21 protein-coding genes are annotated in these 21,461 nt (G+C 60.0%); 4 read left to right on the forward strand and 17 right to left on the reverse strand.

Annotation, left to right across the window (positions count from 1 at the left end; all coding sequences use genetic code 11):
* Positions 1-38 precede the first annotated feature (38 nt).
* From hypB to OGM60_08980, 6 genes are all read right to left on the reverse strand, one after another.
* Complete coding sequence (gene hypB, locus OGM60_08955; protein UYI99003.1) at positions 39-722, reverse strand: hydrogenase nickel incorporation protein HypB; 684 nt, start codon at positions 720-722, stop codon at positions 39-41.
* 53 nt (positions 723-775) lie between these two features.
* Entirely contained in the window at positions 776-1,132 is a 357-nt protein-coding gene (locus tag OGM60_08960) for a hydrogenase maturation nickel metallochaperone HypA (protein ID UYI99004.1), read from the reverse strand.
* 6 nt (positions 1,133-1,138) lie between these two features.
* Positions 1,139-1,933 carry a twin-arginine translocase subunit TatC gene (gene tatC / locus OGM60_08965; GenBank protein ID UYI99005.1) on the reverse strand — a complete coding sequence of 265 codons (795 nt, stop codon included), beginning with the start codon at positions 1,931-1,933 and terminating at the stop codon, positions 1,139-1,141.
* Positions 1,933-2,502, reverse strand: coding sequence for a twin-arginine translocase TatA/TatE family subunit (locus OGM60_08970; GenBank protein ID UYI99006.1), 570 nt, complete (start codon positions 2,500-2,502; stop codon positions 1,933-1,935). Before OGM60_08970 ends, tatC begins: the two co-directional genes overlap by 1 nt.
* Positions 2,503-2,655: 153 nt before the next feature.
* The gene (locus tag OGM60_08975) at positions 2,656-2,970 is read right to left on the reverse strand and encodes an STAS domain-containing protein (protein UYI99007.1); all 315 of its coding nucleotides are present in this window, start codon (positions 2,968-2,970) and stop codon (positions 2,656-2,658) included.
* Positions 2,971-3,036: 66 nt separating this feature from the next.
* A complete protein-coding gene (locus tag OGM60_08980; GenBank protein UYI99008.1) occupies positions 3,037-4,341 on the reverse strand; it encodes an aminotransferase class I/II-fold pyridoxal phosphate-dependent enzyme in 1,305 nt (434 codons plus the stop codon).
* A gap of 149 nt (positions 4,342-4,490) precedes the next feature.
* Between OGM60_08980 and OGM60_08985 the strand changes: the two genes are divergently transcribed.
* On the forward strand, positions 4,491-4,745 hold the full coding sequence (locus OGM60_08985; protein ID UYI99009.1) for a hypothetical protein: 255 nt from the start codon (positions 4,491-4,493) through the stop codon (positions 4,743-4,745).
* An 86-nt stretch (positions 4,746-4,831) separates the two neighbouring features.
* On the opposite strand, the gene nhaA is transcribed toward OGM60_08985, so the two are convergent.
* The 7 genes from nhaA to OGM60_09020 form a co-directional block, all read right to left on the reverse strand.
* Positions 4,832-6,190, reverse strand: a complete 1,359-nt coding sequence (gene nhaA / locus OGM60_08990) for a Na+/H+ antiporter NhaA (protein UYI99010.1) — start codon at positions 6,188-6,190, stop codon at positions 4,832-4,834.
* A gap of 266 nt (positions 6,191-6,456) precedes the next feature.
* The gene (locus OGM60_08995; protein ID UYI99011.1) at positions 6,457-7,380 is read right to left on the reverse strand and encodes a manganese-dependent inorganic pyrophosphatase; all 924 of its coding nucleotides are present in this window, start codon (positions 7,378-7,380) and stop codon (positions 6,457-6,459) included.
* A gap of 166 nt (positions 7,381-7,546) precedes the next feature.
* Positions 7,547-8,500: an ROK family protein gene (locus tag OGM60_09000; protein UYI99012.1), complete on the reverse strand. Its 954-nt coding sequence runs from the start codon at positions 8,498-8,500 to the stop codon at positions 7,547-7,549.
* A gap of 241 nt (positions 8,501-8,741) precedes the next feature.
* Complete coding sequence (locus tag OGM60_09005; GenBank protein UYI99013.1) at positions 8,742-9,074, reverse strand: PTS lactose/cellobiose transporter subunit IIA; 333 nt, start codon at positions 9,072-9,074, stop codon at positions 8,742-8,744.
* Positions 9,075-9,083: 9 nt separating this feature from the next.
* Complete coding sequence (locus tag OGM60_09010) at positions 9,084-9,386, reverse strand: PTS sugar transporter subunit IIB (protein UYI99014.1); 303 nt, start codon at positions 9,384-9,386, stop codon at positions 9,084-9,086.
* A 161-nt stretch (positions 9,387-9,547) separates the two neighbouring features.
* Positions 9,548-10,891, reverse strand: a complete 1,344-nt coding sequence (locus OGM60_09015) for a PTS transporter subunit EIIC (GenBank protein UYI99015.1) — start codon at positions 10,889-10,891, stop codon at positions 9,548-9,550.
* A gap of 119 nt (positions 10,892-11,010) precedes the next feature.
* A complete protein-coding gene (locus OGM60_09020; protein ID UYI99016.1) occupies positions 11,011-12,411 on the reverse strand; it encodes a glycoside hydrolase family 1 protein in 1,401 nt (466 codons plus the stop codon).
* A 303-nt stretch (positions 12,412-12,714) separates the two neighbouring features.
* On the opposite strand from OGM60_09020, the gene OGM60_09025 reads away from it, so the two are divergent.
* Positions 12,715-13,434 (forward strand): GntR family transcriptional regulator, encoded by a 720-nt coding sequence (locus OGM60_09025; GenBank protein ID UYI99017.1) that lies wholly within the window; start codon positions 12,715-12,717, stop codon positions 13,432-13,434.
* Between the two features lie 68 nt (positions 13,435-13,502).
* Positions 13,503-14,441, forward strand: coding sequence for a class I mannose-6-phosphate isomerase (locus OGM60_09030; protein UYI99018.1), 939 nt, complete (start codon positions 13,503-13,505; stop codon positions 14,439-14,441).
* Between the two features lie 285 nt (positions 14,442-14,726).
* On the opposite strand, the gene OGM60_09035 is transcribed toward OGM60_09030, so the two are convergent.
* Positions 14,727-17,621 (reverse strand): UvrD-helicase domain-containing protein, encoded by a 2,895-nt coding sequence (locus tag OGM60_09035; GenBank protein ID UYI99019.1) that lies wholly within the window; start codon positions 17,619-17,621, stop codon positions 14,727-14,729.
* A gap of 333 nt (positions 17,622-17,954) precedes the next feature.
* Positions 17,955-18,929 (reverse strand): undecaprenyl-diphosphate phosphatase, encoded by a 975-nt coding sequence (locus OGM60_09040; GenBank protein UYI99020.1) that lies wholly within the window; start codon positions 18,927-18,929, stop codon positions 17,955-17,957.
* Positions 18,930-19,176: 247 nt separating this feature from the next.
* Here OGM60_09040 and OGM60_09045 point away from each other — a divergent pair, with 247 nt between their 5' ends.
* Positions 19,177-19,614, forward strand: a complete 438-nt coding sequence (locus OGM60_09045) for a universal stress protein (GenBank protein UYI99021.1) — start codon at positions 19,177-19,179, stop codon at positions 19,612-19,614.
* A gap of 90 nt (positions 19,615-19,704) precedes the next feature.
* Here OGM60_09045 and OGM60_09050 read toward each other — a convergent pair whose 3' ends face one another.
* Both OGM60_09050 and OGM60_09055 read right to left on the reverse strand, forming a co-directional pair.
* Positions 19,705-20,994: a HipA domain-containing protein gene (locus OGM60_09050; protein ID UYI99022.1), complete on the reverse strand. Its 1,290-nt coding sequence runs from the start codon at positions 20,992-20,994 to the stop codon at positions 19,705-19,707.
* Complete coding sequence (locus OGM60_09055; protein ID UYI99023.1) at positions 20,985-21,230, reverse strand: helix-turn-helix domain-containing protein; 246 nt, start codon at positions 21,228-21,230, stop codon at positions 20,985-20,987. The genes OGM60_09050 and OGM60_09055 overlap by 10 nt, the downstream gene beginning before the upstream one ends.
* Positions 21,231-21,461 lie beyond the last annotated feature (231 nt).

A 21,461-nucleotide genomic window follows, 5' to 3' on the forward strand; every position in this document is an offset into this window, starting at 1 on the left:
GTATCTCTGCGGCTACGCCCGCCCGTATGGCGGCCGACTTACGCCCTTGCTTGCTCAATCTGCCCGATGAGCCAATCGCACCAGGCATCCATGCCCTCGCCCTTGCGCGCGCTCACGGCAAACCGCGGCGCCTGCGGATTGAGGTCATCGAGTGTCTTAGTATACCTATCCATGTCAAAATCGAAAGCCGCGGCCACATCGACCTTGTTGAGCAGCTGTGCGCCGGCGTGCTGGAAGATGCCCGGGTACTTGATGGGCTTGTCGTCGCCCTCGGGCACCGAGAGGATCATTATGGACAGGTTCTCGCCCAGGTCAAAGTCGACTGGGCAGACCAGGTTACCCACGTTTTCGATAAAGATGACGTCGATGTTTTCCAGACCCACAGCCTGGTCGAAGGCATCAACGGCCTCCATGATCATGTTACCCTCGAGGTGGCACAGGCCGCCCGTGTTGATCTGGATGGCGGGCATGCCGGCTTCCTTCATGGTGATGGCGTCGACGTCCGAGGCGATATCGCCTTCGATGACGGCGCAGCGCAAGCCGACCTTGTCGCGCAGGCGCTCGTTGGTGCCCAGAATCGTTGTTGTCTTACCCGAGCCGGGGCTCGACAAGACATTGATCACATAGGTGTTTGTCTCTTTAAATCGCTGTCGCAGCTGATCTGCCAGGCGCTCATTGCGCGACAGGATCGGCGACGCGATATCAATCGTTTTCTCGGCCATACTCGGCGCTCCTTACTTCTACCATTTATACCCCGTCCCCAGTGGCTGGCGGGTTAATCGTCGGGGGTTTCGATTTCGATACTGGCGATGTCGAGTTCGCGGCCGTGCAGCAGGCGCACGTTGGCGCCGCCACATTGAGGGCAGCGGCAATGGAAACGGTCGTGATCGAAGACCTCGCCGCAGTCCAGACACTCGCTTTGTGGATGGACCTCCTCCACGGCAAGCTCGCAGCCGCGCGTGAGCGGGTCCTCGTCGCGAAATGTCTCCCACGCAAAGTCGAGTGCCTCGCGCACGACCTCGGTCATATCCCCGATGCGCAGCGTTACCAAAACGGCGCGCAAGGCCCCCGCCCCACGCGCCGCGCGAATCACTGTATCGAGTATGCCGTTGACAATGCCAACCTCGTGCATACCGATTTACTCCTCGTCGTCCTCTTCGTCGTCCGAAAACAGGTCCAGACGGCTCACAAACAAGCCCTCCTTGCCCTCGCGCGCGGTAATGACCACACGGGCGATGGCAAGCGAAATCTCGTAGAGCGAGAGCAGGGCACCATACATGAGGCCCAACGTAACGGGCGAGCCGTCGGGCGTAATCACAGCCGAGCCCACAAGCAGGCCAACGTATACATAACGCCAGGCACCGCGGAAAGCAGCGTAGGACACGATGTGGAAGACGGACAGGTAGAAGATGATGAGCGGCAGCTCAAACGCCACGCCAAAGCCGATCATAAAGAGCAGCTCCATGTTGACGTAGTTCTCCAGATCGGGCAGCGCCGTAGCAACGGCCGAGGTCTCGCCGATGAGCCACTCAAAGCCCGCGGGAATGATGATGAAGTAGCAAAAGATGGCGCCCAGGAAGAACAGCACCGTCGAGGCGAGTACCGTGGGCACGACCCACTTGCGTTCGTTGGGGCGAAGCGCCGGCAGGAAAAACGCCAGAATCTGCCAGATGATCATGGGCGTGCACATGACAACGGCCATCTTGATGGCCAACGAGAAGCGCAAGCCAAAGCCGCCGAGCGTGGTGGTGATGTAAAACTTACCGTCCGGCACAAAGGAGCGAATGGGGTCTTCCAGAATGTCGAGCACCACAGGCGTGGCGAAATACAGCACGATGGCGGCGGCAAACACCGACACGACCACGATGGTCAGGCGGCGACGGAGCTCTCCCAGGTGATCAAAGAGCGGCATACGCGCAGGTCCGATAGGCATTACTCATCGCCTCCCTTCGGGGCGTCGGCGGCAACGGTGTCGTCCTCGGCCTCGAGCTCGCGAGCGAGCTGGTCGACGACGGCCTTGCGCTTGCGGGGACGACGGGCGTAGAGATCGGCCGTCGTGGGCTCTGCCGGCTCGGGCCCGGGCTCCGGCTCTGCAGCAGGTTCGGGCTCGGCGGCAGCAGGCTCGGCCTTGGCGGGCTCGGCACCCTCGGCCTCAGGCTCCTCGGTGGTACCCTCGCTTGCGGCCTTCTCGGCGGCAAGGCGGGCACGGCGCTCGGCAAAGGTCTCCTTCTTTGCGGGCGCAGCCGTCTCGACGGCATCCTCGTCCGCATCGGAATCATCATCGACGGCAGCCTTCTTGGGCTTGACCGGGGCCGACGCGGCCTCGCTTACCGGGTCGATGATCTCGGACTGAACAACGGCCGTCATCTTTTCCTGCGTCTCGCGGAACTGACGGATGGCACGGCCGATCGTACGGCCCATCTGCGGGAGCTTATCCGGGCCAAACAGCAAAAAGCCGAAGACCACGATGATCGCGAGCTCACCCTCTCCAATACCAAACACACATACCTCCAAGGCTCGATGTGAGTCGAGCCCGCACCGCGCCATTCGGCCGGAACTCGTCTATTCATTCGGTCAAGTATAGCGCCCGGACGCCAAAACGTCCGAGCGCATCACAAACATATGCCAAACGGCACGCCCTTTTGGGGACAAAGATTATGCAGCGGTGATCGAAATCTCCTGGTCGACACCCAACAGCTGAACCACGCGCATCACCTGGGGCTGCACATTGGTGCAGCTAAAGCGCTTGCCGTGGTCGACCGCGTGGTGCGCGGCGCCCACGAGCACGCCAATGCCCGTCGAATCGATGTAGCTCACCTGGGCAAAATCGAGCTCAACGGCCTCAGTGGGCTGCTCGAGCGCCAGGTCGATAACATTGCGCAGGCTATCGGCGTTAGAGATATCGATCTCGCCGGTTACCTTAATGGTGTAGATCTCCGGCGTGGGGTTGGTGGAAATACCCAAATCCATGTATACGCTCCTTTACGTATCGAAAGTGCGGATAGTACTAGGCGCGGACTTGCGGGGCCCTACGCGTTAGGCGCGCTCGGCACGCGCAAGCTCGGCAGCGACAAGCTTAACGGCCAGCACCAGCACATCGAGCGCGGCCTCCAGGTCCTCGACCGTGGGATAGCTCGGCGCGATGCGGATGTTGGTGTCGCGCGGGTCCTTGCCATAAGGCCAGGTGGCACCAGCCGGCGTGAGCTTGACGCCCAAGTCGGCGCAAAGCGCGGCGACCTTCTGGGCCGAGCCCTCGGGACCATCGAAGCTTACAAAGTAGCCGCCGCGGGGGTGCGTCCAGGTGGCACAGCCCGTATCGCCCAGGCCCTCGGTGAGCTTGCGCTCAACGGCCTCAAAGCGCGGACGCAGGAACTCGGCATGCTTTTTCATGTGCTCCTTGACCGCCTCGATGGTGGGAAGGAAACGCACGTGACGCAGCTGGTTGAGCTTGTCGGCGCTGATGAGGCCGGCCTTCAGGCGCTTGGAGAACTCCGCGATAACCGCGGGGCTCGCACCGATAAAGCCGATGCCGGCGCCCGGGAAGGTGATCTTGGACGTCGAGGCAAAGGCCACCACGCGGTCCTCGGTGCCCGCCGCGCGAGCGAGGTCAAAGATGTTTGCGAGCTCGTCGGTCTCGTCGTACAGGTCGTGCACGCAGTAGGCGTTGTCCCAGAAGATGCTGAAATCGGGCGCGGCCGTGGGCATCTCGACCAGGCGACGCACGGTGTCCTCGCTAAAGGTGATGCCCGTGGGGTTGGAATACTTGGGCACGCACCAGATGCCCTTGATGGAGTCGTCGGCGGCAACCAGACGCTCGACCTCGTCCATGTCGGGGCCGTTGTCGGTCATCGCGACGGGGACATTCTCGATACCCAGGTCGGCGGTGATGCCAAAGTGACGGTCGTAGCCGGGAACAGGGCACAGGAACTTGACTTTCTTGCCGTCGTGCGCGGCCTCGTAAGCCTCCCAGGGCTCGCTGCCGCACGAACCGCAGCGCCAAAACATGCCGGCGATATCGTGCTCGATCAGAAGGCTCGACGAACCCAGTACGAGCGTCTGCTCGGCAGGGCAACCCAGGAACTCCCCCGCCAGCTTGCGCGCAGAGGGAATGCCCTCAAAGCAACCGTAGTTTGAGCAGTCGACGTTGCCGTCGTGCAGATCGGCATCGGCATTGAGGATATCGAGCATGGGTCGAGAGATGTCCACCTGGGAGGGCGACGGCTTGCCGCGGGCCATGTCGAGCGCCAGGCCCTTGGCCTTGACCTCGGCGACCTCGGCTTTGAGCGCCTCGATGGCGGCATCGAGTTCGGTGGTTTCCATCTTCTGGTAGATCGTCTGCATGGGTGCGACCTTTCGCGAAGCGGGACGTTGCAGTTCGTCTAAGTATAGACCGCCACCGCCGCAACGGCATGAAGCCGTGATAGATTAAGTTCATCGCAATGATTTACGAATCGCCGCGCATGCCGGCGTGGGGCGCCCAAGGAGGCACTATGGAGTACGGATCGTTTCAGGCCGAGGAATTCGGCGACCTGCAGCGCCTGGTCGACGGACTGTTTTACGACCGCCACGCCATCGACCGCCTGGATCTGATCGTACAAGCCGAAATCTTGGACCTGGCGCCCGATCTCATGGAAATCGTCAACCTGCTACCGCCCGGCTATTACGACCGCCAGTCACTTTGCGACCAGCTCAACTCCGCCTTGGCCGCCCACGGCTGGGGCGCCGTCTACGGAACGGTGGAATAAACCTAGTCATTTAAGAACGTCCCCATTGACTAAAACGCCGCTTGTGATGGTGTCCACAGGCGGCGTTTTCAAACTTGTATATGCTTTTACTTGTCTTTGGGCGCGGGGTGTTTGCAGACCACACTCATGTAGATCATACCGAGCACGGCAGCGGTGACCGAACCGGCAAGGATGGCGGCCTTGGCGGCCAGGACCTCAAACTGGGCCGTCGGGAAGGCAAGGCCGCTGATGAGGATCGACATGGTGAAGCCGATGCCGCCCAGAATGCCCACACCGGCAATCATGTGCCAGTTAACGTTATGCGGCAGCTCGCAGACCCTAAACTTAACCAGGGCAAACGTCATGCCAAAGATACCAATCGGCTTGCCCAGCAGCATGCCAAAGTACACGCCGAGCGTCACCGGATCGGTGAGCAGCGTGCTCATGTCCACGCCCACTAGGCGAACCTGTGCGTTCACGAACGCAAAGATCGGCAGAATCACAAAGTTGACCGGCGTGGAGATCAGACGCTCCATGCGGATGAGCGGCGGGGTCACGCGGTGCATGACGCGCTCGACCCTGGTGGTCGAGACGGTAAAGTCATGCTGGCCCAGGATGTGTGCCTCGTCGTCGTAGCGGTCATCAAGCAGCGGCAGGCACTCGCCCAACCAATCGGTGAGGCTATCGAGCTTGACGCCGCACTTGGCCGGGATGGTAAAGGCCAAGATGACGCCGGCGAGCGTGGCATGTACGCCGCTCTTGAACATGCAGAACCACAACAGCAGACCCAGTACCGAATACGGGGCAAGGCGGTAATGCTGCGTCTTGTTGAGCCACACGAGCGCGCAGGTCACAAGCGCAGCGGCGCCCAACCAAAACGGATTGGGGCTCTGACCGTAGAAGATGGCGATGGCGGCGATGGAGATAAGGTCGTCGGCGATGGCGAGCGTCGAGAAGAACACGCGCACGCCGTTGGGCACGCGGTTGCCCAAAAGCGACAGCACGCCCAGCGCAAAGGCAATATCGGTTGCCATGGGGATGGCCCAACCGTTGCGGGCGCCGGCATGGTTAAAGATCAGGTAGATGCAGGCGGGAACGACGACGCCGCCCACGGCCGCCAGCATGGGAAGCATGGCCTGACGCGGATTCTTGAGCTCGCCGACCGTCATCTCGTACTTAAGCTCAATGCCCACCAACAAAAAGAAAATCGCCATGAGGAAGTCGTTGACGAAAAGTTCAACGGTAAGACCGGCCGTAAGGTTGCCCAGACCCACATACAGCGGGGTCTCCAAAAAGTGATGGATGGCCTCGTAGGCATCGGTATTGGCGCAAATGACGGCGGCGATGGCGGCGATGACCATAACCGCGGCGGAAATCGTGCCGTTCTCGGCGATGCGCTCCCAAATGTCGTGACGTTCAAAGCGCTTGCGCTCACGGACGTTGAACAGCTGCTCGGTTGCTGCCATGGGCGGCTCCTTTCACGGGAAAGCTCCCGTCTTAAAAAAGCACGGCCCGCCCAAGTGGCGGCGCCGCGCTCTAACGTATTACGCTTGCATCTAGCCTACCCTGCACGACAAGCACGCAGGCGTGGCCGAAAAGCGGAACCACAGGTTGAACATTATTTGCTCAACGGCACGGGCACGCCTGTCCAAGAGACGACGCGGCGCATGCACAAAAAACGACCGGAGCGCGGGGCGTCCGCGATCCGGTCGTGGCGTTTGGTCAACTAAACCTAGCAGGCGGCCATGATGGGGGCAGCGACCTGCTTCTTACGGGAGAGGACGCCCGGCATCCAGACGCCGTCGTGCTCGTCGGCAATGCCCAGGCCCTTCTGAGCAGCCTCGGTCTCGCCCTCGAGCAGGACCTGCGAGCCCTCCTCCATGATGTCGGTGATGCACAGGACAATGCCGTCGGCACCCTTCTCGGCGGCGTAGGCGCGCATGGCCTCGCGGATCTCGTCAATCATGCCAAGCGCACGGCTCTTGTCGACGGTCTCGTACTGGCCGATGAGCAGCTTCTTGCCGGCGGGCTCGAACATCTTGATGTCGTTGCCGACCATCTCGGCAGCGGTGAAGGAGCCGGACGGGCGGGTAAGGAAGACCTCCATGCCAAACTTGACCGGGTCGACGCCCACCTGCTCGCCGAGCTTGGCGGCGACGGCGCGGTCGACATCGGTGGTGGTGGGGCTCTTGAGCATGAGCGTGTCGGTCATCATGGCCGAAAGCAGCAGCTTGGCCTGGACGTCGGAAAGCTCAACGCCGAGCACGCCGGCGAGCTTGGTGACGATGGTGCAGCTGGAGCCCCAGGGCAGGCAGATGTAGTGCAGCGGGCCGGCGGTCTCGAAGTCGCCGATGCGGTGATGGTCGACAACACCAAAGACCGTGGCGTCCTTAAGGCCGGCGACGGACTGGGCGGACTCGTTGTGGTCGGTGAGGACGACGAGCTGACCGGCCTCGACGGACTCGATCACGCGGGGCTCGGCAATGCCGGCATCGGCGAGCAGCTTGGCGGACTCGGCCGGAAGCTGGCCCAGAGCGCAAGCCTCGTAGGTGTTGCCGGCATACTCAACCTGGTTAAGCAGCTGGGACAGGACGACGGCGCTCATGATGGCGTCGTTATCGGGGTTCTGGTGACCAAAGACAAGAACGTTTGCCATGGATATCCTCCACTTGATATGTGTACTTGGACGTAGCTATGGTAGCACGCCGATGCCGAGCCTTCGCAGACGGAAGGGCCACGGCATATTTTGTGGCAGGTATGGGGGCCAAGGCTGTCCCTTTTGCACCATGTTGGTGCAAAGTAACCTGACCCCCTTGCACCAGCTATTTACCGGCGGCGCGCAGGGCTACGTAGGCGGCACCGATGATGCCGGCGTCGTTTCCGAGCGAAGCGACCTTAATGGGCGTCTCGCGCGAGGCGGAAAGCGCGTAGCGCTGGAAGTGCTCGCGAACCTTATCGAGGTAGACATCGGCCGAAGCGGACGCGCCGCCACCGATCAGGAACATCTCGGGGTCGACCACGTTGGCGATAAGCGCCAGGGCGCGGCCAAGGTAGTCAGCCATGGTATCAGCAGCTGCCAGCGCGAGCTTGTCGCCCTCGCGGCAGGCCTGGAACACGTCCTTGGAATCGGAGGGGCCGGTGAGCTCGATGGGCTCGACGCCCGCCTTCTTGCACTCGGCCAGGTAATTGCTCACCACGCCGGTGGCGCTGGAATACTGCTCCAGGTGGCCATGGCCGCCACAGCCGCAGGTGCGCTCCTCGGCCGGGTTCAGGCACATGTGGCCAATCTCGCCGCCGGCACCCACAACGCCCGATACCACGTCGCCGTTAACGATAACGCCGCCGCCCACGCCGGTACCGATGGTGACCATCACCACGTTCTGCACGCCCTTGGCAGAACCGAGCCAGGCCTCGCCCATGGCGGCGGCGTTGGCATCGTTCTCATACTTAACGACCGCATCAGGGCAGTGCTCCTGGATGGCGATCTTGAGCTCGGGCAGGTTAATGGCAATGTTGGCCTTGACCTTGGCATCGCCCGACGCCGGGATGGGGCACGGAACGGCCAGGCCAATGCCTGCCACAAAGGCGCGCGGAATCTGCGCCTTAGCGACCACCTGGTCGATAGCCTCGGTCACCGCGGCAAAGCCCGCAGCGTCAACGATGGGAGGCGTGGGCACGCTGGCCTTGGCCAGCAGATTGCCGTCCTCATCGAACAGGCCCTCCTTAACCGAAGTGCCGCCGACGTCGATGCCGATGTAGTACTGCTTGGGTTCCATGGGGGCCCACCTTTCTCGTTTAAACATTGCCTGTATGGTACCGCTCCCAAAGCAAAAACCTACCAAAAAGGGACAGGTTTGTTTTGGCAGGTTTTATCTGGGAAAACGCGCGGCACCAGCCAACAGGTCGCGTAAGCCTTCGCCAAAAACAAAAAGCGCCGAGAGGCGGAGGCTCCCGGCGCCCGTGAAAGGGACTGTATTGTCTGTTGGACTGCACGGTCCGTCGCGGCGATAACGCCGGCTAGGCCTTCAGTGCCTGCAGCCGCTTGTGGACCTCGATGAGCTCCGTCGCCATGACGCGCATGGTCTCGGTGCCTGCCATCTGGTCCTCGGCATGCAGCAGAATCAGCGGGGCCTCGCCGTTACGCTCGCCGTTGGCCTCCTTCTTCAGAAGCCCCATGTGAACATCGTGGCCACCGTTATAGGCCTCGTCGCCCTGCTTGATAAGCTCCTCGGCGGCGTCAAAATCGCCCTCCTTGGCCTTTTGCACGGCATTGATGTACATGCTCTTGGCGGTACCGACGTAGCTGATGATCTCGAAGCAGGTCATCTGCAGTTCGTTCATATCCTCCATGCGGAGCACCTAGCCCATCACGCTGACGCAGTGGTCGATGATGCCGGCAGCGTTCATGCGGCCGTAGTCGACCATGTTGATGACCTCGACCGGAAAACGACCGGCGGCCTCCTTCTCAAAATCGCCCTTGGTGTAGCCGATCTGCGGACCAAGCAGCAACATGTCGCACTCGTCCAGGTGATCGTGGGCCTCGTTCATGGGACGAGCCTCGACCTCAATATCCAGACCACGGTTTGCAACCTCGGCCTGCATCTTCTGGACCAGCAGGCTCGTGGACATGCCGGCATTGCAGCAGAGCATGATCTTCTTCATGGTTTCCTCCTTATAACTGCGCGGCGCGCAGACGACAACTGGTTGTATTCCTTGCGGCTATTGTGCCCGCTCCCCTGTATCTTTACGCAAGGGAGAGAGCCGCGGGCACCGGCACCGCGTACCGGCGCCCGCAAAGGTGAAAGGGACGAACGTTAGGCGTTCTACTCGGCGAGAGCCTCCTGCTTGGCGATTGCCTTCTCGGAAATCTTCATAAAGGGCAGGTAGACGGCCATGCCAATGACAATCTCGAGAGCCTGCCACACGCCGGCGCGCCAGTCAAAGCCCGTAGCGAGCAGGGCATTGATGACGGGAGGCATGGTCCAGGGCACCTGGGCGATGCAGGGGCTGATGATGCCTGCGCAGGTAAGGCCATAGGTGATGCCGATGAACAGGTCGGGAAGGAGGACAAACGGGATCATGAGCGGCAGGTTGTACACGATGGGGTAACCGTAGATAACCGGCTCGTTGATGTTGAACAGACCAGGCAGGATAGCCATCTTGGAAACGGTCTCGGAAGCCTTGTTTTTGGAGAACAGGAGCGTGTCGAGCAGGAGCATGAGGGTGCAGCCCGAGCCGCCGATGAGGGCGAAGCTGTTAACGATCTGCATGTTCATGTAGTGATCGGGCTGGATGGTGCCACCGGCGGCAAAGGTAGCCATGTTGTCGACGATGAGCATGGTCAGGATCGGCTCGACGGTAGCGCCAGAGATGGTGGACTGGTGAATACCGACGCAGAACAGCAGGTTAGCAAGGGTGTAGATGAGGATAACAGCCCACGGACCAGCGTTCATGATGCTCTTGAGCGGGTTGGAGATGCACGTGGAGATGATGGTGCACAGATCGGTGCCGGCGCACACGGCGAGCAGGGCTGCGGCAAGAGCGAAGACCGCGAGGTTAAGCAGCATCGGAATCATGACGTTGAAGGAGTTGGAGACCGCGGGAGGCACGCCCTCGCCCAGCTTAACCTTGAGCTTCTCGACGCCAGAAATCTTGATGAAGAGCGAGACGGAAAGCAGGGCGATGATAATAGCCGAGAACAGACCGTTGGTGCCGGTGTTGGCAGTCGAAAGGGCGCCCGTGACCTCGGCGGAGGTGATCTTGTCGGTGAGCAGTGGGCTCGTGGCGGCAAGCGTGGCGGTGATCTGCTGCGGCATCATGATGACGAAGGCAGAGATAGCGACGACCATGCAAGCAAGCGGATTATCGAAGCGCTTGTTCTTAGCGAGGCTGTAGCCAATCAATCCGGCCAAGATAATGGCAGAGACGTTGAGGGTGCCCAGCGTAATCGCCGAACCCCACGTCTGAAGGTTGGCAAGGCCCGCCGCATCGAGCGGGAACAGAGGGAACACGACGTTGTTAATAAGAACCGCGATACCCGCAAGGATATAGAGCGGCGTGATGGTCGCGAAGGCGTCACGCAGGGAACGCAGGTGAACCTGGTTTCCCACCTTCGCAGAGACCTCGGCAAACTTGTCGAGGAAGCTCTTTCCGTTGTCACTGGCCATGATTGCTCCTAACTTTCAAATCCGGCCTTTCCTATGCGCACGGTGGTCTGTCGCCCTCTGCCACCAGATGTGCCATGTGTTGCGCGCGGCGGCGCGCGGTCTGGACGTTCGTCCGGTCGCTAATCAACCACGTGGGTCGTGGCGACCTGTTTGAGCCAGGCCGCCGACTTCTTAAGACGGCGCTTATAGCCATCCATCAGATCGACCTCGACAAAGCCATAGCGATTCTTAAAGGCATTGGCCCAAGACCAGTTATCGATGACGGCCCAATAATGGTATCCGCGGCACTTGGCGCCCTCGTCGATGGCCTTGGCCACCCACTCCAGGTGCTGACGTACAAAGTCGACGCGGTAGTCATCCTGGATGGTTCCTTCGGCGTCACGGTTCTTGTATTCGTCCATGATGCCGATGCCGTTCTCGGAAACGAACCACTCAAGATCGGGGTAGTTCTTAGCGCAGTCCATGCCAAAGTCGTAGAGGCCCTGCGGGTAGATCTCCCAGCCGCGGCTCTCGTTCATAACGGCGTCGGGCCATACGTACTCGTCGGCAAAGTGCGGCAGGCCGTACTGGTCGACCTTGCTCGCCGGCGCCTGAACGCGCGTGGGGTGGTAGTAGTTGCAACCGAGCCAGTCGACAACACCCTGCTTGAGGATCTCTTGGTCGCCGGCGCGGAACGGGAGCTTAACGCCGCCCTCGGCCAGGCTGTCGAGCACGTCGGCAGGAAGCTCGCCCTTGGTGATGAGGTCGAGCCACCAGCGGTTGTTGATGCCGCTGGTCATGCGCACGGCCTCGAGGTCCGCCTCGCTGGGGTTCTCCTTGGTGTAGACCGGGGTAAAGCAGTTGATCATGCCGATCTTGGCATCGGCGCGAGTAGCGCCCTCGTCATAGGCGCGACGATAGTTGGCCACGGCCAGCGCGTGCGCCAGCGAGATGTGATACTGCACGGTGCGGGCGCGGTTGAAGTCGTGGAGCTGCGGGAACCACACGCCCTCCTGATAGCGCTGCTCGGGCTCGACGATGGGCTCGTTAAAGGTGAACCAGTACTTAATCTCCTGGCCAAACTCGTGGAAGGCGACGTCGGCGTAATGTGCGTAAGCCTCGACAACCTCACGGCTCTCCCAGCCGCCACGGTTAAAGAGGTAGGTGGGCATGTCAAAGTGGTACAAGTTGACAAACGGCTCCAAGCCGGCTTCGCGAGAGGCGCGGAACAACTCGTGATACCACGCGGCACCTTCCTCGTTGAGGTTGCCGTCGGCATCGAGCAGACGGCTCCACTGGATGGAAGTGCGATAGGTATCCAGACCCAAGTCCTTCAAAATGCGAAGGTCTTCCTGGTACTTGGCCATAAAGTCATTGCCGGCGTAAGAGCCAACGCGGTTGTAGAACGAACCCAGATCCTGGATGGACCAGGTGTCCCACAGGTTCTCGAGCTTGCCGCCCTGGTTCCACTGACCCTCAGTCTGCGGGCCGGACATAGCAGCGCCAAAGAAGAAGTCGTTGGGCAGCTGATACTGTGCCATCAAAGTCCTCGCTTTCGTGTTCTAGAGCTTCCGGTTGGAGACGGGTTTGCTTTGGCAGGTTATCCGGCGCGGGCGCGCACCGGTCATACCGATATCCAACCCGCCAAAACAAAACCGTCCCCAAACGGTCGATCCTGTTCTGCGGAAAGATTCCGTTCGTTGCTTAAACTATAGCGCTCTAATTCTAAAAGTAAAGCGTCTTTTTCTTTTTTCTTTCTCGAGCTTCTTAGATAAAGGTTATATGGGTGCCTTGTTAAGGGTTATACTTACTTGCGTATTGATATATGTCGGAAAGGAGGTTCAATGATTCCCAAATACGAGGCGATAGCTGCAGATATTCGTCGAAGCATCGAGGATGGCACTCTTAAACCGGGCGACAAGCTTCCCACCGTCGTTGAGTTCTGCGAGCTCTATAGCGTTTCCAAAATCACCGTCAAACGAGCTATCGAGCAAATCACCGAGGAAGGTCTTATTACCAGCCGACGCGGATCGGGTACCTACGTTAAGGACACGGCGGGACTTCCCGGTCAGGCGTTTTTCCAGGGCAAAAACGACCGTGCCCAGGGCTTTTCGTATGAGCACCGCGGGGAGAAGGTGACCTCGGTGGTCTACGATTTCTCGATTGTTAATCCACCAGCGGACATCGCAGCCCAGCTGGGAATTGCCGAGGATGACTTTGCCTATCACATCGTGCGCGTGCGTCAGGCCGATGGGAAGCCCATCGTTATCGAGTACACCTACATGCCCCTCGAGCTGATTCCAGGCCTTAAAAAGAAGGACCTGTACGGATCGGTCTACCACTTCATCCGCGAGCAATGTGGGCTGAAGATTTCGAGCTTCCACCGTACCATTCGCGCCGTGGCAGCAACCGAGGAAGAAGCCGAGCGCTTGGACACCAAGCCTGGCTCTCCCCTGCTCGAGCTCACCCAGATTGGCTTTTTGGACAGCGGCACCGCCTTTGAGTATTCGGTCTCGCGCAACGTTGGCGACCGCTTTGAGTTGCACAACGTAACGTTGGCATAGGTTTTTGTAGTCATCCGGGCGCTCGCTTTGAGCTGTTTTGTGCAGCGCCCGCGCAACACAATGGGGGTATGAACATGTCCGATTTGATTAAGCTGACGCCGATCTTCCACGAGAAGATCTGGGGCGGTCGCCAGCTCGGAACCGTATTTGGCTACGACATTCCCGATGGCCCCATCGGTGAGTGCTGGGCCATCTCGGCCCACCCCAACGGCGACTGCCACATTGCGGAGGGCCCGTATGCCGGCCACACGCTGTCGTGGCTGTGGGCCGAGCATCGCGAGCTCTTTGGCAACTGCGAGGGCAAGGAGTTCCCGCTGCTCATTAAGATTCTGGACGCCAAGGACGACCTTTCGATCCAGATTCATCCCAACGACGAGTACGCTGCCGAGCACGAGAACGGTAGCCTGGGCAAAACCGAGTGTTGGTATGTGCTGGACTGCGAGCCCGACGCCACGATCATCGTCGGCCAGCGTGCCAAGGACCGCGCCGAGGCCGCACAAATGATCGAGGAAGGACGTTGGGACGACATGCTCAACGTGTTGCCGATTCACAAGGGCGACTTTTTCCAGATTGATTCCGGTACCGTGCACGCCATCAAGACCGGCACGCTCATTTTGGAGACGCAGCAGTCGAGCGACGTGACGTATCGTCTGTACGACTACGACCGTCCCGGCACCGACGGCAACCTGCGCCCGCTGCACATTGAGCAGAGCCTCGACTGCATCGACTTTGATGCTCAGGCTCCGACCGACGGCACGGTGACCGCGCCCGAGGTGGACGGCGTAACCGAGCTCGAGTCCAACCCCTGCTACACCGTCGATCGCGTGCGCGTCGACGGCAGCAAAACCATCGACCAGCGCTGGCCCTTCATGTGCCTGTCGGTCATCGACGGCGAAGGCACCGTCTGCGGCGACCCCGTCCACAAGGGAAGCCACCTGCTAGCTCCGAGCACCGTGGACCAGATCGAACTCGAAGGCAAGATGGAACTGATCGTCTCGCACCTCTAGGTCGCACCAACAACCCAAACGCAACAAGGGGCTCCCCCGTTCTTTAACGGGGGAGCCCCTACTCATATCTATTAATCTATCAGCCCACCCGGCTCTCCAGATCAAAAAGCGAACGAGCAGAGCGACGTTCGCAAGCAACGTTATCTAAGGACCTGGGCGGGCGTATAGGGCAACATCGATCGCGAGTTCCGCACGCAAAGGAGAGCACTTAATGTGCTCTCCGTCTTGCGCAGGACTGTCCGAGCAGGCGATGTTGCCCTATACGCCCGCCCAGGTCCGCCGGAATCACGACAGCTTGACGATCGGCGCAAAGCCCTTCATCAGCTTTTTGGTCTGGCCGGTCTTTTCGAACTGGACCTCGATCATGTCTCCGGCGACCGAGATCACGGTACCCGTGCCAAAGGTCTTATGGCTCACGGTATCGCCCGCGGCAAAGTCCTGCGATGCGCTGGCGCGATCGACCTTGCGCTCCACCGTCGGGGACACCTTGGACGACGGCTTTTTGGCTCGCGGCGCGCCCGAGCCAAAGGTCGATGCAACACGGCCGGCGTCGGGCGAGACCCCACGATGGCGCTCGGTCCCGTAGCTGCTGCCGCCACAGAAATCGTCAAAGCTCGATCCGCCGCGCGAACCGGAACCGCCAGTCGAGCGCGTATGCGAACCAAATACCTTGCCGCCGTACATATCCGAACCCATGCCCGAGCCAAAGGTGCCGTGACGGTCGCCGCGCTTCTCCCAACCCGTGCCTTCAAAACCGGCAGAACCGATACCGCTAAACTCGATATCCTCAAACGGAATCTCGTTGAGGAAGCGCGAGCGCGGGTTGGCAGAGGTCGAGCCGTAGGTGCGACGCGTGGCCGCATAGGTCAGGAACAGGCGCTTACGGGCACGCGTGATGGCGACGTAGGCCAGGCGACGCTCCTCCTCGAGCTTACCCGGGTCATCGCTGCCGCCAAAGTCGTGCACGTGCGGGAAGATGCCCTCCTCCATGCCGGCCACGAACACCGCCGGGAACTCCAGGCCCTTGGCGGAGTGGATGGTCATCATGGTAATGGCATGCGTCTCGCCGGCCAGGGAATCCAAGTCGGAGCGCAGGGCCAGCCACTCCATGAGTGCCGGTAGCGCCTTACAGGTGAGCGGACCATAGGTGCGCTCAATCTCGTCGGCATGCACGGCACCCGCCGGCATCCCCGTCGGCGCGGCATACGCGTTGCCCGCGATGGCGGCGGCCAGGGCATCCTGCGGCGAGAGCGCCGGGGCGGCTAGGCTATCGAGCGGATTGGAATCTGCGGCATCGCGCGCGCCGACGAGTGCCTCAAACGAGGATGCCGGGGCAAATGGCCCCGGTTCGGGCGCGGGCGCGCTCACCACGACGGGCTCGGCGCCGGCAGGCACGTCGGCAACACCAGCTGCGCGCAGCTCTTCCAAACTCTCGAGCGTACCCTCGATGTCCTCGTGCGTCTCCTCAAATTCGGCAGCGACGCCCAGGAATTCCTGGATGTTCTCGGCACGGCTCTCAGACTCCATGGTGCCCTCGGCGCGAAACGCCTGCAGCAGACCCGTCTTATCGACAATCATCTCGACGACGTCCTTGAGCTCGCCGTCCATGCGGCGGCCCTCGCGCACCAGCGACACAAAGCTTGACAGGCCATTGCGGACCTTGGCGCTAAACATGCCGGTTTCGGCACACGCAATCTCGCAAGCCTGGAAGAACGAGCAACGGTTGTCGCGCGCCAGCTGCTCGATTTTTTGGATCGAGGTGGAGCCGATGCCACGGCGCGGTGTGTTGATGACGCGCTTGACGCTCATCTCGTCGGCCGGGTTCACGATCATCTTAAGGTAGGCCATGACATCACGGATCTCGGCACGGTCGAAGAATCGCGTGCCGCCCACGATCTTGTAGGGCACGCCCGCGCGCAGGAACATATCTTCGAGGATACGCGACTGGGCGTTGGTGCGATAGAACACGGCAATGTCGTCGTAGCTCGTGCCTTTGGCATGCAGCTTCTCGATCTCGCCGGCAATCCAGCGGCCCTCGTCGCGCTCGTCGCTCGCCTGGAAGGCCTGGATCTTCTCGCCATCGCCCTCGGCCGTAAACAGGCGCTTGTCCTTGCGCTGCGAGTTGTGGCGTACCACGGCGTTGGCGGCGTTCAGGATATGACCCGTGGAACGATAGTTCTGCTCCAGCTTGACGGTCTTGCAGTTTTTAAAATCCTTCTCAAAGTCCAGGATATTGGTGATGTCGGCGCCACGCCAGCTGTAAATGGACTGGTCATCGTCGCCCACGACCATGAGGTTTTGGTACTTGGCGGCCAGCAGGTTGGCGATTTCGTACTGGACGTGGTTGGTGTCCTGATACTCGTCGACGCTAATGTAGCGGAAGCGCTCTTGGTACTTATCGAGCACCTCGGGGCGGGTGCGCAGCAGCTCAAGCGCGCGCACGAGCAGGTCGTCGAAGTCCATCGCATTGGCGACGCGCAAGCGACGCTCCAGCTCCAAGTAGACCTGTGCGGCCTTTTTATCGTTGGGGCTATTGGCGCTCTTGAGCATGTCCTCGGGGCCGATCATGGCGTTTTTGGCCGAGCTGATCTTGCTGCGGATCATGTTGATGGGGAACTGCTTTTGCTCGATGCCGAGCGCCTGCATAATGTCGCGCACCATGCGCTTTGAGTCATCGTCATCGTAGATGGTGAACTGGCCGGTGTAGCCCAGCAGGTCGGCGTCCTCGCGCAGCATGCGCACGCACATGGCATGGAAGGTGCACACCCACATGCCGCGGGTACCGCTGGGAATGAGCGCCGCCAGACGCTCGCGCATCTCGGCCGCGGCCTTGTTGGTAAACGTGATGGCAAGAACCTGCCAAGGCTTAACACCCAGGTCGCCGAGCATATGTGCGATGCGGAAGGTCAAGACGCGGGTCTTGCCCGAGCCGGCGCCGGCGAGCACCAGCAACGGACCCTCGGTGGACAGGACCGCCTCGCGCTGGGCGGGATTAAGGCTGTCAATGTCGACGAGCGGCTTGGCGGGCTTGGGCGCCGGCGCGGGAGCGTCGTAGATGTCGAGCGGGACGAGCTCGGGCTCCGGCGCTGCAGGGGCGGTGTATGCATCGAGCGGCACGGGTTCCGGCGCGGGCGGCACGGGTACCGCGGCGTTCTTTTCCCAGGGCAGGGGCTGGGTCATGGGCGACTCCTCATCTGACGGACGGCGCGCCTGCGGGCAGCGCCATAGTTTGAGCCGTACCAGTATACCGAGCCGCGCGGACACCGACGCAAATCACACCACGACTCCGTGCGCCACCGTCAGACCCGCCCCAGCGGATTTGGCGCAATGGGGTCAGGTTGCTTTGCACCAATCTATTGACAATCACGGAACCGCCGATGTCATGGCCACGGTAGCGAGCGGCGGCCAGGGCGAACAAATTGGCATGAAAAGAGGGCGGCATAGACCTTTTGGTCATGCCACCCCCTTTGAATGACAAGTTGTCGCCCTGGCCGTCGCGCAGCGTCAACTAAGTTAGAGGCCGAGCATCGGCTCCAGGACAAAGAAGTACGCGAGAACCACGATGCCCAGGATGATGCGGTAGACGCCGAAGCACTTGAAGTCGTGACGGCGCACGAAACCCATAAGCCACTTGATGGCGATAAGCGAAACCACAAAGGCCACGATGCAGCCCACGCCCAGGATGGCGATCTCGTTGGTGCCGAAAGTACCGCCCTTAATAAAGTACTTGACCAGCTTGAGCGCGCTCGCGCCAAACATGACGGGAATGGCCAGGAAGAACGTGAACTTAGACGCCACCGAGCGTGTGCAGCCAAGCAGCAGGCCGCCGATGATGGTGGAGCCGGAGCGCGATGTGCCCGGAATCAGCGAAAGCACCTGGAAGCAACCGATACCCAGCGCGGTCTTCCAGCTCAGGTCCTCGAGCGTAGTGATGGAGCCAAAGTCTAGGCTATCGTCATCGTCTGCAGCGGCAGTCGCAGTGGACGTGGCAAAATGCGCACCAGCGGGGCGTCCGCCCGTCACCACGGCACGCGAACCAAACGAACCGGCAAGAGCGGCCTGGTCGCGCTTGTTCGCGCGCCAGTTCTCGATCACGATAAACAGCACGCCGTACACAATGAGCGCCAGCGCCACGACGGGAGCATTATAGAAATGCTCCTCCATCCAGTCGTTAAGCGGCAGACCGATCGCCGCGGCGGGAATGCAGCCAAGCACAATCTTGCCCCACAACACCCAGGTGTCACGACGGCCCTCCTTGCCCTTGCTGGGAGAAAACGGATTAAGGTCGTAGAAGAACAGGACGCAGACGGCCAAAATGGCGCCAAGCTGAATCACGACCAGAAACATATTCCAGAACGTCTCGCTCACGTTCATCTTGACGAACTCGTCCACCAAGATCATGTGACCGGTCGACGAAACAGGCAGCCATTCGGTGATGCCCTCGACCAGGCCCATGAAGGCAGATTTTAGAAGCTCGATGATATCCAAAGGGACCCCCTCGTTAGACACCCGCCGATATTGTTCTGCGGACGGTGCGGGCGATGTCCCATTATCAACCGTTGACGGCGCGCCTGCGCCTACCCTTACCAAAAAACTCGCCCGTTCACAGAATTGCGAGCGGTCAAACCCAAATCCTTGGGTATAACTGCAACAAGATAAAGTGTCCGGCGGCCACGCATCCGCGCCCGCCCGATGCACGAGCCCCACGCCCGTGCGATAGACCAAGGAGGAAACCATGAACGAGGGCTACACCAAGGTATTTGTTTCACTCGACGGTACTGAGCAGCAGGATTTTGTGCTCGCACGCGCCATCAAGGTCGCCGCGAACAACGGCGCCAAGCTGATTATCGGCCACGTTATCGATTCCACGGCACTCGAGAGCGCCGGTTCATATCCAGTCGATCTGGTCAACGGCCTAGAGGAGGCATTTAAGAACTCCATCGCCAAGCAGCTCGAAGAGGCCAAGGCCAATCCCGACATTCCCGAGGTCGAGGTCATGATTCGCGCCGGCCGCATTCGCGAGACGCTCAAAGACGAGATGCTCGACGTGGTGAAGCCCGACCTGGTGCTCTGCGGCGCTCGTGGCCTGTCCTCGATCAAGTATGCACTCCTGGGTTCAATTTCGACGTTCCTGCTGCGCAACACCGACTGCGACATCTTGGTCGTGAAGTAGCAAACGTACGCCTAACGCATCGCGGAGCGCAAGCCCACGTGCCCAAGTCTTCCAAGAGCGGGACCACCATTACGGTGGCCCCGCTTTGCTTTAGGCTGAGAATTGCTCCAGAACCCTCATTCTCTCAACGGAATCCGTCTGAATTTTCAGAGCGACCCGACCCAAATCTCCGGTTGCAGAGGCAAGTTCTGCAAGCTGGGCAGACACCTCTTCAGCCACTTCCGCCGCGATGTTCTTGATCATCTTGAGTGGCAGATGCAAATCTTGAGACATGAATTCGAAATCTTCAGGAGTCACCCCATCGATCACCCGGTGATCCCCAATATCAATCCCAAGATTATGGTCGTATCCCATTATCGTCGTGCAAACAATATCGTATGCAGGGGCCAACCTCTTTTCCCGCCAACTCGGACTATAAAGAAACGAATGGTTCTTGAGATGCGAGTCGCAATTCCCCAACGCATAATCGACCATTACCTGACGAGCGAACATTTGAGTATCAGCAATTACGTTAGACGATTGCTCTCTTATCAATCGGCCGCAAAGAGCCATATAGCAGCTATCGGGACGTGTCTCGTATTTCATATACGAAGGCCAGCCAACCGCTTGGCAAAAATCCTCCTGATGCAGCCTCAGAGGCACATCGAATCCGCTCATCGACGGCGGCTCATTGCTCCAGATTCTGTCATAACGCTCGGAAAAGAACGCACCAGGAATCGTATCCGAAGCTTCTGAACGGGCAATTTCAAGCCCAGCAGCAGACGCTGCCGTCATGCAAATTAATTCGTTGAACGGCAAATCCGGATGTTTAGTTGAAGCAATCTTGACTATGTGAGTCGAGGGGGCAGAGCCGAGCGGCAGCATCCAATCCCCCGACCCGGCCTTTTTTGCATCTTTACCGCGCGGTAAAAACCAACCGGTTTTAGACTGAGCGCCCGCCAACGACAGCCTCGAATCCTGCATATCATTTGCAATCTCAAACACTTCCGCCTTAGAAAGTGCCTCAAAATCCTCGTCTTGCAGAGGACGATAGCCCGGATCGTAGCTCGATTTCTCATCGCCGAGAAACCTCAAGGCACCAACGCACTCATCGCCCAAACGCTCGAGCATCGATAAATAGTCTGACTGGGGGATTTGAAAACGCATCGACAGCTCATGCCGAACCGGGCCCTCGGGAAGCATGCCCGAAAAGAAGGCCGAAAACTCATTGCTGGCATATGGCTCATGTCGCAAGGGAAGAGAAGCTGAGAGTGCGGCAGCATCGTCGCGTTCAAGATATCCCTCATCATATGCAAACGTCTCGTTTACGGGGTCGGCCCTCTCAAATTCTCCGACCAGCTCAAACGTTCCCCGATACTCACGATAAACCTTTAATGCCATGAGCCGTCGCCCCTCTCCCTCAGGATCAAATCGACCCCCAAGCTGTTAGCGATTTGAAGGGTTTGGCGAAGATTGGCACCCGCCTTTCCACGCTCAAGCTCGCTCACAAAGCGCAAACTGCACTGGTTGAAATCAGCCACATCGCGTTGGGTATAACCGAGCTTCTTCCGGCGCTCACGCAAATATGCACCGAGTTCAGCTGGGTCAAAAATCGTTCGCTCATTCCAGTCTTGCATGCTAATCCCCTATGATTATCCCAAACGGGATAATCATAGCACATCATGATGGAATTATCCCGTTTGGGATAATTGTCTTAACGTGAATGACGCTCCAGCCTTGATTCTCATTTTCATTGCAACAGCCTCAGGACTCAGCGCAACGCGTTGCGCTGAGTCCTGAGGCGCGAATCCGGGTAGGCAACCCCAGAGGGGCCGGAATCCCCCGGCCCGCGATGGAGGGAGGCCGGC

The organism is Coriobacteriaceae bacterium, assembly GCA_025757745.1.
Classification (GTDB): Bacteria; Actinomycetota; Coriobacteriia; order Coriobacteriales; family Coriobacteriaceae; genus Collinsella.